Source organism: Candidatus Tisiphia endosymbiont of Melanophora roralis (genome assembly GCF_964026575.1).
In the GTDB taxonomy this organism is placed as follows: Bacteria; Pseudomonadota; Alphaproteobacteria; order Rickettsiales; family Rickettsiaceae; genus Tisiphia.
Genome location: NZ_OZ032161.1, coordinates 307,403 through 321,896 on the forward strand (window position 1 = coordinate 307,403; position 14,494 = coordinate 321,896).

Genomic DNA, 14,494 nt, shown 5'->3' on the forward strand with positions numbered 1-14,494 from the left:
ATGGATAATGTTGTTAGATATTTTATATCCCGCACCAAAGCGGGGATGACACCGAGGTTGCTTAAGTTAATAAAACTTGCACACTTGGTAAATATAGAACTTTATTAAAAAAATAGTTTGATTTTTTAGTAAAAATATGATAGGAGTGTAGCTCAATTGGTAGAGCGTCGGTCTCCAAAACCGAAGGTTGCGGGTTCGATTCCTGTCGCTCCTGCCAACTATAATGAGTTCGTATAATATGTTAAAGGAAAATAGAGTCTACAAATTTTACGAGCAAGTAAAGCAAGAAGTTTATAAAATTGTTTGGCTTGGTAAGAAAGAGTTGATAACTTCAACTCTTATAGTAGTGGTGGCTGTATTTATTTTTAGTATAATTTGTTTGGTGTTAGACTACGGTATACATAGCATAATGCAGGTTTTACTTAATATTGGGAAGTAAGGAATAGGTTTAGGGAAAATTGTGGTGCAGTGGTACGTTATTCATACATTATCAGGCTCAGAAAAGCGTGTAAAGCAAATGATTCTCGATCAAATTGCTAAGCAGGGTATGTCGGAGTTTTTTGAGGATATCGTTGTTCCGGTTATTGAAGTACCTGAAGTTAAACGTGGTAAAAACGTTAAGACAGAGAAGAAATTTATGCCTGGTTATATTCTGATTAAAATGAATATGACAGATGATTCTTGGCATTTGGTAAAAAGTGTAACTAAGGTTACAGGTTTTTTAGGTGGTAAAAGTACACCACAAGCCCTTAGCGAAAAAGAAATACAAAATATTTTTAGTAAACTAGAAGCTGAAACCAAAGATGCTAGAATTTCGAAATTATATGAAATTGGTGAGGCAGTAATTGTTACTGACGGTCCGTTTGAGACTTTTACAGGGGTTATAGAAGAAATTGATTATGACAAAAATAGATTGCGTGTGTCTATATCTATTTTTGGTAAAGCAACTCCTATAGAACTAAATTTTACGCAGGTTAAGAAAAATAATTAGGGTTTGTTTAGAGTAGGGTGTGTATTCAAATGATCCTACGAATTGGATTTGAAAATGAATGGTGAGAAAGCGTAGCGTACATATAGTATAGTTACACATGCGAATCCATGATATTTTCAAAAAACAATTCGTAGAAGCAGAAGAGTATGCAGTTTATTGTCTCTACCATCCTAGCTAAAGGTGTATGATTGTCAACTTAATGTCATCCCAGCGTAATTTGGGGTCTGAAAAGAGCCTTCTAGGTTGTTTAGACTCTGCCTACGTAGGGGGTAGGGATAATACTAAGCCTAGTATTAATTTGTTACATCGATACTTGAGGTTAAGTTGAATTCGATATAATATTTGTCGTTGATGTCATCCCAACGTAAGTTAGGGTTTAATAGCCTTTACAGGTTATTTTTTGGATTTTCGCTTTTAGCTAGGAATGACCTCGTTTTTGGTTCTGTAAGTACCATTACTTACGTTGGCTTTTTGATCCACGCGTGGGTAATGCCATAACTGTTGAAAGTTAAAAAACCGTTATTGCGAAGTGCCGTTAGGTGCTGTGCAATCTTCGTGGAGTAAGGTATCCTTCACAAGATTGCCACGTTGCCGCTTGCAGCGGCTTTTCGCAATGACGGTTTAAGCCTTACAACAGTGCTTTGCTAATAGACGATTTTTAACTTTCAACAGTTGTGGGCAATGCCTACACGGTAATGACATCGAGAGTGTATTGACAAGGCTCACATGAATAATGCTATTAATTAAATAAGTAAGGATAAGATTATAATGGCAAAAAAAATAACCGCTTATATTAAGTTAACTGTGCCAGCAGGTAAGGCTAATCCATCCCCACCTATTGGTCCTGCACTTGGTCAGAAGAAACTTAATATTATGGAGTTTTGTAAGGCGTTTAACGCAGCAACTAGTGCTATTGAACCAGGTACTCCTATTCCAGTCGTGATTACTGCTTATGAAGATAATAGTTTTACTTTTGTAACTAAGACTTCTCCAGCATCGTATTACTTAAAACAATTTGCTAAAATTCCTAAAGGTTCTAGTGCTACTAAAAAAGAAGCATTTGTTGGTAAGGTTACCATGTCAGATTGCATTGAAATTGCAAAAATTAAAATGGTAGATCTTAATACTGATAATTTAATAGCTGCCGCTAAAATTATTCGTGGTACTGCTGAATCTATGGGGCTTGAAGTGGTAGGAGATTAATATATGTTAGTTGATAAAAAATTAGTTGGTGGCAAAAAGATTAGAGAAGCAAGAAAAAAAGTAGCTCTAGTTGGCAACCGCACTTTAGCAGAAGGAATAGAGTTACTTAAGTCTGTGTCTTATACTAAATTTGACTCTACTTTGGAAGTGGTGATGAAATTAGGGGTAGATCCTAAGCACTCAGATCAAATGGTGCGTGGTGTTGTCGCATTACCAGCTGGTACGGGTAAAGTTAGTAGAGTTGCAGTGATTTGTAAGGATGAAAAGATAGAAGAAGCTAAAGAAGCTGGAGCAGATATTGCTGGTTCTACAGAAATTATCGATGATATTAAAGCAGGAAAAATTAATTTTGACGTTTGTATTGCAACACCAAATATGATGTCAGCAATAGGTGCAGTGGCAAGAATTTTAGGCCCAAAGGGCTTAATGCCAAATCCAAAACTTGGGACTGTAACTACCGATATTGTAACGGCAATTAAAAATGCCAAAAGTGGTCAAGTAGAGTATAGGGTTGAAAAGGCAGGTATTATTCATGCTGGAGTTGGTAAATTATCATTTTCTAAACAAGATTTGCTAGATAATGCATCAACTTTGATATCTGCTGTAGTTAAAGCAAAGCCTTCTGGTGCTAAAGGAAATTATTTAAAAGCAATATATCTATCTTCTACTATGAGTCCATCAGTAAAAATAGATTTAGCAAGTATATCGTAAAATACGACAAGGAGAGTTAAGGTGTTAAGATCAGAGAAACATGAATTTGTCGTAGAACTTGAAGAGGTGTATAAACGGTCAAATTCCGTGATAATTACTCATTATCATGGGCTTACTGTTAGTCAAGTAACTCTACTGCGTAGGTCTCTTAAAGCAAAAAATGCGGGGTTCAAAGTAGTTAAAAATACTTTGTCAAAAATAGCAGCAAATAAGGCTGGTATTGCTGATATAGTACATTTGCTTGTTGGTCCGACAGCCTTTGCATATTCTGAAGACCCTGTTGAGGCTGCGAAAGTTGTCGTAGAATTTGCTAAAACTAATGAATGTTTGAAAGTAGTTGGTGGTTTAGTAAATAATCAAATATTAGATGCGAATTCTGTACAACAACTTGCAAAATTGCCTTCATTAAATGAGCTTAGAGGTAAAATTATTGGTGTGGTGCAAGCTCCTGCAACTAAAATTGCTGGTGTGGTGCAAGCTCCTGCAGCCAAGCTTGCTAGAGTTTTTCAAGCTTATGCAAATAAAGAATAATTTAATAAAAAAGTTTTAAGAGGAAGAAAATTATGACAGACCTAGTAAAAATCGTAGATCAATTGTCAACACTTACAGTAATTCAAGCAGCAGAGCTTGCAAAAATGCTAGAAGAAAAATGGGGTGTAACAGCCGCAGCTCCTGTAGCACAGGCGGTGGGTTCTGTAGCATCAGAAGCAGTAGCTGAAAAGACAGCATTTGAAGTTGTTTTAGTCAGTAGTGGTGATAAAAAAATAGAGGTAATTAAGGTAACTAGAGAACTTACTGGTCTTGGTTTAAAAGAGGCTAAAGAGTTAGTAGATGCTGCCCCAAAAACTATTAAATCTGGTGTAAATAAAGAAGATGCTGAAAGTTTTAAAGCAAAATTAGAAGCAGTTGGAGCAAAAATTGAATTAAAATAATTGAGTGTACCATCGGGTAGAAAAAGCCTAGAGTTTACTTTGGGGGTGTATTAAATAGCTTGTTTGTGTAAGTTCATATTAATTAGGCTCTGTGAAGGTTGTTAGGATAACTTTCTAAGTTAATTATAGAGTGTAGTGATCAAAGAATAGGGACAAAGGGGTAAAGGATTAAGCGTACATTTGTAAGTATGTGAATCCCCAGCAGTTTTTATGGGTATTAACTTAAGCACAGGGTTTTGTTATTGTTGAGCAGTATTTTAACAAAAAAGATGTCATTCCTGTGTAGGCAGGAATGACATTAATCGTCACAGGGATGATATACTCGAATGATTTGGAGAATTGGATTTAAAAATGAGGGGCAAGCAGACTAGGCGTACATAAGGTACGTGAGTACGCGAGTCCCTGATATTTTCAAAAAATAATTTTTCAAAGCAGAAGATTATACTTAGGCTGCTTAAGTTATACCCATGTAGTAGTTTTGTGATAGCCTTTCTTTATAAAGCAAAACAATAATAAATATATGTATACTCGAATGTGATTCCGAATTATTTTTTGAAAATATCAGGGACTCGCGTACTCACGTACCTTATGTACGCCTAGTCTGCTTGCCCCTCATTTTCAAATCCAATTCGGAGTCACATTCGAGTATACCGCAAGATTTAGAATATACATAGATTGGTAGAAACATTTTGGGACTAAATCTAGGTTTGTATTGTTAATAATGGAAATGAACTTGTTGTGTGATATTCTATTTGGTTTACGAGTTATGTTGCTAAATATGTTATCATACCCGTATAAACTATTACATTTTGTACAAAAACTTATAAAACTTTTAAGACAAAGTTCTTTTGCTTTAAGAGGTCTTTGTATTTATTTATCCAAAATTCTGAATCAGATGAAGATAAGAAACAGATTTGTACATTTTAGTATATTTTTCTACTTTAAAGAATTGGTGTGGCAAAATTTCGGGTATTTGTGTATTTACGTACTAGATGTACGCCTAGTTCGCTTAGCCCTTGTTTATTGTCCCCATTCTTCAAATCATTTAAGTACACCCCTATTATATTTGAATAATTTAACGAATTGGTTTCGCAAAATTACAGAGTATTCGCATGTTTTTATTCCTAATGTACATATGCTACGCTCCCCTCTTGTTTTATGCTCTAATTCTTTAAATCATTCAAGTATATTTTTAAATCGAGTTTTTTTAGATTTTTATCTTTATTTGGAGTTTATATAGAATACTAAAAAAGAAATTTAAGGTATACTCTTCTGCTTTGAAGAATTGCTTTCGCAAATAGTTGTGGGGATTTCGCGTGCGAACAACGGTTTACTACGTTGCGTTTGTTCACCCTTTGTTTGTTGTCCCCATTCTTCAGATCATTCGAGTATAACAATTTAGTTTATGTTAAGGTAAAGAAATTGGTAATTAAAGTTTAATTTTGAATTAAATAACCTGAATTTGATGTAACAAGTTAGTAGCAAATTTAATGTTATCTTTGTTAGGGTTGATGTTATCCGAGCTATGATACAGGGATAAGCAAACTCTATATTATCCCAGCGTGGGTAGTGGAATCTAAAAAAGTAGCCTTCTAGGCTTTTTCTAGACCTTGCTACTTTCGTAGGGGGACATTGAAGGGAATGACATTGAGACTATTGTAATATGTGAGATTCCAAGTTTGAAGTAGATTTTTACTTGGTTTCAAAATAAAAAATTATTAAAAGCATTAATCGGGAGATTATATGACAACGCAATCCTTATCAATTGGCAAACGCGTAAGAAAAAATTTTGGTCACATAAATTTGGTAGCGTCTATACCAAATTTGATAGAGGTTCAGAAAAATTCTTATGAAAAAGGTTTTTTACAATTAGGAGTTAAAGATTCTGAGCGAGAAAACAGAGGATTACAATCAGTATTAAGTTCAATTTTTCCGATTCACGACCCCTCTAATGTTGCATATTTAGAATTTGCTAAATATGAATTTGATAATCCTAAATATGATGTCGAAGAATGTACTCAAAGAGGCCTTAGTTATGCTGCTCCTCTTAAAGTCACATTGCGATTAAGTATTTGGGATATTGATGAAGACACTGGAGCAAAAGAAATCAAAGGTATTAAAGAACAAGAAGTTTATATGGGGGATATTCCCCTAATGACAAAGAATGGTACTTTTATTATTAATGGTACAGAAAGAGTGGTGGTATCACAGATGCATAGGTCACCTGGCGTATTTTTCTATCATGATGATGGGAAAATTCATTCTTCAGGGAAGTTTCTATATTCTGCTAGAGTTATACCTTATAGAGGATCATGGCTAGATTTTGAATTTGATGCTAAAGATATTGTTTACTTTAGAATAGATAGGAAAAGAAAGCTTTATGCTACTACTCTTCTTAGAGCCATTGGAATGTCTACCAATGAAATTATAAAATTCTATTATGATACGGTAACATGTTTTACCAAAAATGCAAGCTGGGCAACAAAGTTTATACCTGAGTCTATAACTGCTCATAGGCTAGTTAATGACTTAGTGGATGCGGATACCGGCAATGTGATACTTGCATTTGGTCAGAAGATTACTCCTCGTTTGGCTAAAAAATTTGCTAAAGATGGAGTGAAAAATATTTTGGTAGAACGTGAATATTTAGTAGGTAAATATTTAGCACAAGATCTTGTTAATCCGGATAATGGTGAGGTACTAGCCGAAATTGGTGAAATGATCACAATGGATATGCTGGACTCTATTATGACTCTTGAAATTCCGTCTGTCGATGTACTTGCTATAAATCCACAATCAAGTCCTTACATAAGGAACACCTTATTTGCTGATAAAAATCAAAATTATGAATCAGCATTGATAGACATATTTAGGGTATTAAGACCAGGAGAACCAGCTAATATTGAAGCTGCTAAAACATTATTTAACAACTTGTTCTTTGACCATGAAAGATATGATCTTTCAGAAGTTGGTCGTATTAAAATGAATGCAAGATTGGAACTTAATATACCAGAATCTACAGCTATTTTAACTATTGAAGATATTAAAAATATTCTTAAAGTTTTAGTAGAGCTAAAAGATGGTAAAGGTTCGATAGATGATATTGATCACCTTGGTAACAGAAGAGTTAGGTCAGTTGGTGAACTAATTGAGAATCAGTTCAGAATTGGTCTTGTTCGTATAGAGAAATCAGTACTTGAAAGAATGTCGGTGGTTGATCTTGATGCCGTTATGCCTCATGATTTAGTAAATTCAAAAGTTTTGGTTTCTGTAGTAAAAGAATTTTTTAGTACTTCACAACTTTCTCAATTTATGGATCAAACTAATCCATTATCAGAAATAACTCATAAAAGAAGATTATCAGCTTTAGGACCTGGTGGACTTAGCAGGGAGAGAGCAGGGTTTGAAGTGAGGGACGTCCACCCTACTCATTATGGGAGGATATGTCCAATTGAAACACCAGAAGGACAGAACATAGGTTTGATTAATTCCATGGCTACTTATGCTAGAGTTAATAAGCATGGCTTCATTGAGACACCTTATCGAAAAGTCGTGGATGGTCATGTAACTGACGAAGTTGTTTACTTGTCAGCTATTGAAGAAGGAAAATATAAAGTTGCTCAAGCTAATGCAGTTGTCGATCAAAAAGGTTTGTTACAAGAAGAATTAATTAACTGTCGAACTGAAGGTGGTAATTTTGTTATGGTTACCCCTCTAGAAGTGGATTACATTGACGTTACCCCGATGCAGGTTGTTTCCGTTGCTGCATCACTTATTCCATTTTTAGAAAATGACGATGCTAATAGAGCCTTGATGGGGTCAAACATGCAACGTCAGGCTGTACCGCTTATTAGAAGTGATGCCCCTTTAGTTGGTACTGGTATTGAAGGAATTGTTGCACAAGATTCTGGGGTTTCAGTTGTAGCCTTGCATGATGGGATAGTAGAGCAAGTTGATTCAACTAGAATAGTTGTAAGGACTAAGGAGCAGAAAACAGATGGATCACCTAGTGTGGACATTTATAATTTATTAAAATTTCAAAGATCTAACCATAATACTTGTATTAATCAAAAGCCGTTGATTAACGTTGGTGATTATGTAAAAAAAGGTGAAGTAATTGCTGATGGACCAAGTACAGATAATGGTGAAATAGCTCTTGGTAGAAATGTGCTAGTAGCTTTTTTACCATGGAATGGTTATAATTTTGAAGATTCGATTTTAATATCAGAACGTATTGTAAAAGATGATATTTATACCTCAATTCATATTGAAGAATTTGAAATAATTGCTAGAGATACAAGACTTGGTCCCGAAGAAATTACTCGCGATATTCCAAATGTTAGTGATGAAAGTTTACGCCATCTTGACGAAGTTGGTATAGTATATGTTGGTGCAGAAATAAAACCAGGCGATATCTTGGTGGGTAAGGTTACCCCTAAAAGTGAGTCACCTATGACTCCAGAAGAGAAATTACTCAGAGCTATTTTTGGAGAAAAAGCTTCAGATGTTCGGGATTCATCTTTACGTGTTCCTACTGGGATCACTGGTACAGTGGTAGAAGTACGAGTGTTTTCTCGTAGGGGAATAGAAAAGGATGAGCGTGCTATAGCTATTGAAAAACAACAAATTGAAAAATTATCAAAAGATAGGGATGATGAACTTCGAATCATAGAGCATTTTGTTTTTATGCGTTTAGAGAAGATTTTAACAGGACAAATAATTGTTAGCGGTCCTAAATCTGTAAAATCCGGTCAATTGATTAGTGATCAAACTCTTAAGTCATTATCAAAAGGACAATTTTGGCAACTGATTGTTGAAGATGCTAATGTAATGAATGAAATTGAGCAAATTAAACGTCATTATGATGAAAAGCAAGAGAAGCTTAATAAGTGTTTTACTAGCAAAGTAGAGAAATTACAAAGTGGTGATGACTTACCACAAGGTGCTCTTAAAGTTGTAAAAGTATTCATTGCTACTAAACATAAGTTACAACCTGGAGATAAAATGGCCGGAAGACACGGGAATAAGGGTGTTATCTCTCGTATTATGCCAGAAGAAGATATGCCATTTTTAGAAGATGGCACAGTAGTTGATATAGTTCTTAACCCACTTGGCTTACCTTCACGTATGAATGTAGGGCAGATTTTAGAGACTCATCTTGGTTGGGCGGCAGTAAATCTTGGTAAAAAAATATCTTCTATGTTGGATCAAGTTCATAACAACAAAATTGATGTAGAAGAGCTTAAATCTTTTGTTTCCGAGGTATATGGGCATAACTCAACGACAAGAAATATAAAGAAAATGTCCAATCAAGAGATTATTGAGTTTTGTAATAATATCGATAAGGGGGTATATTTTTCAACCCCAGTTTTTGATGGTGCAAAGGTTGAGAATGTAAAAGAAATGCTAGTCCTTGCAGATCAAGACCCATCAGGTCAAATTAGGTTGATTGATGGTAGAACAGGAGAGTATTTTGATCGTGCCGTTACAGTTGGCTATAAATATTTCCTAAAATTACATCATTTGGCTGATGATAAAATTCATGCTCGTTCTATCGGTCCTTATAGTTTGGTAACTCAGCAACCATTAGGTGGTAAGTCGCATTTTGGAGGTCAAAGATTTGGTGAGATGGAGTGTTGGGCACTGCAAGCTTATGGTGCTGCTTATACGTTACAAGAAATGTTAACTGTAAAATCAGACGATGTGGTTGGTAGAATTAAAATTTATGAATCTATTGTCCGAGGTGATAATAATTTTGAATCGGGTATTCCTGAGTCGTTTAACGTGATGATCAAAGAATTCAGGTCCTTGTGCTTAAATGTAAAGCTTGAGGATACTACCACAGATTAAAGATATTTTTTGCAATTGCTACAGAAGGTCCAAGAGGCTTTTTACTAAACTATATCTGAAAAATTTTTTAAGGAAGAATCTTTATGACAACAGGGATGACAAATTTTTACGGACAATTAAGCAGTACTCAGCAATTTGATCAAATAAGAATTAATATTGCTAGTCCTGATCAAGTGCGTTCATGGTCTTTTGGTGAGGTAATGAAACCTGAGACAATAAATTACCGTACTTTCAAGCCAGAGAAAGAAGGACTATTTTGTGCTAGAATTTTTGGACCCGTGAAGGACTATGAGTGTCTTTGTGGTAAATATAAACGTATGAAATATCGTGGCATCACTTGTGAGAAATGTGGTGTTGAAGTTACTACATCTAGAGTCCGAAGAGAAAGAATGGGGCATATTGAGCTAGCAGCACCAGTTGCCCATATATGGTTCTTGAAATCTTTACCATCAAGGATTAGTACATTGCTAGATATGACTATGAAGGATCTAGAAAAAGTTCTATATTTTGAAAGTTATGTTGTTGTTGATCCTGGGTTATCTGCTCTGCAAAAAGGTGACCTTTTATCGGAAGACGGTTTGCAAAAGGCACAAGATGAGTACGGGGAAGATAGTTTTACTGCTTCTATTGGGGCTGAAGTAATTCAGCAGATGCTTACAGAACTTGATTTACCTGAATTAAAGAAGAGTTTGCAAGAAGATTTATTAAATACATCTTCAGAAGTTAAAAAGAAGAAGATTGTTAAAAGACTTAAGTTAGTTGAAGATTTTCTTGAATCTGAGAATAAGCCAGAATGGATGATTATGACTGTTCTGCCAGTTATCCCACCTGAAATTAGACCATTAGTTATGCTTGATGGAGGAAGGTTTGCAACTTCTGATCTTAACGAACTTTATAGAAGGGTTATTAATAGAAATAATAGATTAAAAAGACTACTTGAACTAAAAGCACCGGATATTATCATCAGAAATGAAAAAAGGATGTTACAAGAATCGGTCGATGCATTATTTGATAATGGTCGTCGTGGTAAAGTAGTGAAAAATACTAATAAACGTCCATTTAAGTCACTTAGTGATATGCTAAAAGGTAAACAAGGTCGTTTTCGTCAGAATTTGCTTGGTAAACGAGTGGATTATTCTGGTCGTTCTGTTATCGTTGTGGGACCAGAGCTTAAGTTACACCAATGTGGTTTACCAAAGACGATGGCGTTGGAATTATTCAAGCCATTTATTTATTCAAAGCTTGAATTATATGGAATTGCTACCACTATAAAAGCCGCTAAGAAAATGGTTGAAGCTGAGAAATCAGAAGTATGGGATATTTTAGAAGAAGTTATACGTGAACATCCAGTATTGCTGAATAGAGCACCAACTTTGCATCGTTTAGGTATCCAAGCTTTTGAACCTTTACTGATAGAAGGGAAAGCTATCCAGCTACATCCTTTAGTCTGTGCTGCGTTCAATGCTGATTTTGATGGTGATCAGATGGCAGTGCATATCCCTCTTTCAATTGAAGCTCAGCTTGAGGCAAGAGTACTTATGATGTCAACAAACAACATATTGAGTCCGGCAAATGGTCGTCCGATTATCGTCCCTGATAAGGACATAGTACTAGGTCTTTATTATTTAACAATGGTTTTTGACAATGAACCTGGTGAAGGGATGAGTTTTGCTAGCATGTCGGAGATTGAACATGCTTTGTATAATAAGGTAATAACTATTCACTCAAAGATAAAATTTCGTCGCGATGTGCTTAATGTTGAAGGGGAGGTTGTCTCAACTATAGTGGATACTAGCTTTGGTAGGTTAATTATAGGAGAATTATTACCACGTAATCATAATGTTGGATTTAAGTTCGTAAATAAATCCATGACTAAAAAGGATATATCTGCGGTTATTGATTTGGTGTATCGCCACTGTGGACAAAAGGCTACAGTGATCTTTGCTGATCAACTAATGAAACTTGGATTTAAATATGCTTGTTCCTCAGGCATTTCTTTTGGTATGGACGACATGGTTGTACCAAAATCAAAAGATAGTCATATTAATTCAACATTGACTGAGGTAAAAGAGTTTGAACAACAATATTCTGATGGTCTAATTACTTACGGTGAAAAATACAATAAAGTGATTGATGCTTGGTCTAAATGTACGGATAAAGTAGCAAATGACATGATGAAAGAAATTGCTATGACACCTGTTAATAATAAGCCTAATCATCAGAAAGTAAATTCGATATATATGATGGCTACTTCGGGAGCAAGGGGATCAGCAGCACAGATTAAGCAATTAGCTGGTATGCGTGGTTTGATGGCTAAACCATCAAGTGAGATTATTGAAACCCCGATTATTTCTAATTTCCGAGAAGGTCTTACTGTTCTTGAATATTTTAATTCTACACATGGTGCACGTAAAGGTCTTGCAGATACAGCCTTGAAAACAGCTAATTCTGGGTATTTAACCCGTAGATTAGTTGATGTTGCTCAAGATTGTATAATTACTGATGAAGATTGTAAAACTACAAAAGGCATAGAAGTTAGAAGTATTATCGATGGTGGTGAAGTTATTGTATCGCTCGCAGAGCAAATTTTAGGTAGAACAGTTGCGATTAACGTATATCACCCAGTTACTAATGCATTATTACTATCAGCCGGTGAATTAATTAATGAAGCAAAATTAGAAGAAATCGAATCTTCTGGTTTGGATGTGGTAATGGTAAGATCTGTTCTAACATGTGAGGTTGTTGATGGAATATGTGTAAGATGTTATGGTAGAGATCTAGCCACTGGTTCTTTAGTATCAGTCGGAGAAGCAGTAGGAGTGATTGCTGCCCAGTCAATTGGTGAGCCAGGTACCCAGCTGACTATGAGAACTTTCCATATTGGAGGAGCTGCAACGAAAGGTGTTGAAATATCTTCAATAGAAGCCTCTCATGATGCAAAAGTGAAGATTTTAGGTCGTAATGTGGTTGTTGATTCTGAGGGACGTAAGATCGTAATGGGTCGTTCATGTGAGTTATTATTATTGGATGCTAATAATAATGAGAGGGCAAGACATAAAGTACCGTATGGTGCAAGATTAATAGCCGATGATTCAGATAAGGTAAAAAAAGGACAAAAATTAGTAGAGAGGGATCCGTACACTATTCCGATTATTACCGAGAAATCTGGAAAGGTTGTATTTAAGGATATGGTAGAAGGAGTGTCAATTCGTGATATCACTGATGAAACAACTGGTATTTCTAGCAAAGTTATAATTGAATCAAAACAATATTCACGCGGAGCAGAGTTACGTCCTCGTATTCAATTAGTTGATGAGAATGGAGAAACTATTATGCTGTCCAATGGTTTGGAGGCTAGATATTACATGCCAGTGAATGCTATTTTAAATGTTGAAGATGGTGCTAAGGTGTCAGTAGGTGATATTTTATCACGTATTCCAAGGGAATCAACTAAAACAAAAGATATTACTGGGGGTCTTCCACGAGTAGCTGAACTTGTTGAGGCTAGACGTCCAAAAGATCATGCTGTTATTGCAGAAGTAGATGGTAGAGTTGAATTTGGCAAAGACTATAAGTCAAAAAGGCGTATTGTTATTCAGCCAAGTGATAACACTACACCAATTGAATATATGGTATCAAAAGGCAAACATGTTGTTGTTAATGAAGGTGATTTTGTTAAAAAAGGCGATATGTTAATTGATGGCAATCCAGTTCTACAGGATATTTTAAAGGTAATGGGAGTGGAAGCTCTTACAAGCTACATGGTGGGAGAAATCCAAGCAGTTTACCGTTTACAGGGCGTAAAAATTGACGATAAGCACATTGAGGTAATAATTCGCCAAATGTTACAAAAAGTAGAGGTAACCCATTCTGGGGATACGACATTAATGGTTGATGAGAAGATAGATCATCGTGAATTTGCTGAAATTAATACAAAAGCTATAGATAACGGTTTAAGACCGGCTGAAGCCCAACCAATCCTACAAGGTATTACTAAGGCATCGTTGCAAACTAGATCATTTATTTCTGCGGCTTCTTTCCAAGAAACAACAAGAGTTCTAACGGAGTCTGCTATAGCTGGAAAAATTGATAAATTGCGTGGGTTGAAAGAAAATGTCATAGTTGGTAGATTAGTACCAGCAGGAACAGGCTTTTACATGAATAGAATGCGTAAACTTGCAGCTAAACTGGACCAGGAAGAGGTCAATTATCAGAAAACTTTAGGATAGATTCTCTTTAATAGGGAGTGTACTCTTCTGCTCCTACGAATTGTTTTTTGAGAATATCAAGGATTCGCGTCTTATCTTCGAGAGGGAGAAGTGCTTGAAGAGGCAGGAAAGTAAGGTTTACAAGAGTTCTGCGATAAATTTGTAGTCATGTAAATGATATTTTTTACTTGACATGGCTAGAATAAGAAGGGTATGAATCTTATTCATGTATATTACAACTGTCCTAAATAGAAATTCTCGTCCTGCAATATTGCTTCGTACCTCTTATCGCGAAGACGGGAAAGTATTAAATAAAACCCTAGCTAACTTAACTAACTGGGATGATTTACGCATTGAGGCTTTTAAGAAATGTAATAAGCACTTACGCAATTTTTATGACCACTTAATTGCTAAACATAAAGCAGCAAAAGTTGCTCTTGTTGTTGTTATGTGCAAATTACTAGCTTTTATGCACTCTATTGTCAAAAATAATTCTTCTTACAATGAAAATTTATGTTAAGTTACTATTTTTTATTGACTTCCATTACGGATGTTTAGGTTACTTTAGCATTTTTTGGATATATATTTAGTCTGAAAGT

At 35.3% G+C, this 14,494-nt stretch carries 9 protein-coding genes and 1 tRNA gene; all 10 read left to right on the forward strand.

Features of this window, described 5'->3' with window-relative positions:
* The first annotated feature begins 141 nt into the window (after window positions 1-141).
* Window positions 142-217, forward strand: a tRNA-Trp gene (locus AAGD53_RS01505).
* A gap of 21 nt (window positions 218-238) precedes the next feature.
* A complete protein-coding gene (gene secE, locus AAGD53_RS01510; RefSeq protein ID WP_341748453.1) occupies window positions 239-439 on the forward strand; it encodes a preprotein translocase subunit SecE in 201 nt (66 codons plus the stop codon).
* Between the two features lie 3 nt (window positions 440-442).
* On the forward strand, window positions 443-991 hold the full coding sequence (nusG, locus tag AAGD53_RS01515; RefSeq protein ID WP_341763380.1) for a transcription termination/antitermination protein NusG: 549 nt from the start codon (window positions 443-445) through the stop codon (window positions 989-991).
* A 768-nt stretch (window positions 992-1,759) separates the two neighbouring features.
* Entirely contained in the window at window positions 1,760-2,194 is a 435-nt protein-coding gene (rplK, locus tag AAGD53_RS01520; RefSeq protein WP_341758590.1) for a 50S ribosomal protein L11, read from the forward strand.
* Between the two features lie 3 nt (window positions 2,195-2,197).
* Window positions 2,198-2,905 carry a 50S ribosomal protein L1 gene (rplA, locus tag AAGD53_RS01525; protein WP_341761989.1) on the forward strand — a complete coding sequence of 236 codons (708 nt, stop codon included), beginning with the start codon at window positions 2,198-2,200 and terminating at the stop codon, window positions 2,903-2,905.
* Between the two features lie 21 nt (window positions 2,906-2,926).
* Window positions 2,927-3,436 carry a 50S ribosomal protein L10 gene (gene rplJ, locus AAGD53_RS01530; RefSeq protein WP_341763018.1) on the forward strand — a complete coding sequence of 170 codons (510 nt, stop codon included), beginning with the start codon at window positions 2,927-2,929 and terminating at the stop codon, window positions 3,434-3,436.
* Window positions 3,437-3,468: 32 nt separating this feature from the next.
* Complete coding sequence (gene rplL / locus AAGD53_RS01535; protein ID WP_341763019.1) at window positions 3,469-3,837, forward strand: 50S ribosomal protein L7/L12; 369 nt, start codon at window positions 3,469-3,471, stop codon at window positions 3,835-3,837.
* A gap of 1,743 nt (window positions 3,838-5,580) precedes the next feature.
* Window positions 5,581-9,687, forward strand: coding sequence for a DNA-directed RNA polymerase subunit beta (rpoB, locus tag AAGD53_RS01540; RefSeq protein ID WP_341763020.1), 4,107 nt, complete (start codon window positions 5,581-5,583; stop codon window positions 9,685-9,687).
* Window positions 9,688-9,770: 83 nt separating this feature from the next.
* Complete coding sequence (rpoC, locus tag AAGD53_RS01545) at window positions 9,771-13,916, forward strand: DNA-directed RNA polymerase subunit beta' (RefSeq protein WP_410521108.1); 4,146 nt, start codon at window positions 9,771-9,773, stop codon at window positions 13,914-13,916.
* Window positions 13,917-14,121: 205 nt separating this feature from the next.
* Complete coding sequence (locus AAGD53_RS01550; protein WP_341761466.1) at window positions 14,122-14,415, forward strand: hypothetical protein; 294 nt, start codon at window positions 14,122-14,124, stop codon at window positions 14,413-14,415.
* The last annotated feature ends 79 nt before the right edge of the window (window positions 14,416-14,494 follow it).

Coding starts and splice junctions, on each gene's coding strand:
- secE (WP_341748453.1), top strand. CDS start 239: ATGTTAAAGGAAAATAGAGTCTACAAATTTTACGAGCAAGTAAAGCAA.
- AAGD53_RS01550 (WP_341761466.1), top strand. CDS start 14,122: ATGTATATTACAACTGTCCTAAATAGAAATTCTCGTCCTGCAATATTG.
- rplK (WP_341758590.1), top strand. CDS start 1,760: ATGGCAAAAAAAATAACCGCTTATATTAAGTTAACTGTGCCAGCAGGT.
- rpoC (WP_410521108.1), top strand. CDS start 9,771: ATGACAACAGGGATGACAAATTTTTACGGACAATTAAGCAGTACTCAG.
- rpoB (WP_341763020.1), top strand. CDS start 5,581: ATGACAACGCAATCCTTATCAATTGGCAAACGCGTAAGAAAAAATTTT.
- rplL (WP_341763019.1), top strand. CDS start 3,469: ATGACAGACCTAGTAAAAATCGTAGATCAATTGTCAACACTTACAGTA.
- rplA (WP_341761989.1), top strand. CDS start 2,198: ATGTTAGTTGATAAAAAATTAGTTGGTGGCAAAAAGATTAGAGAAGCA.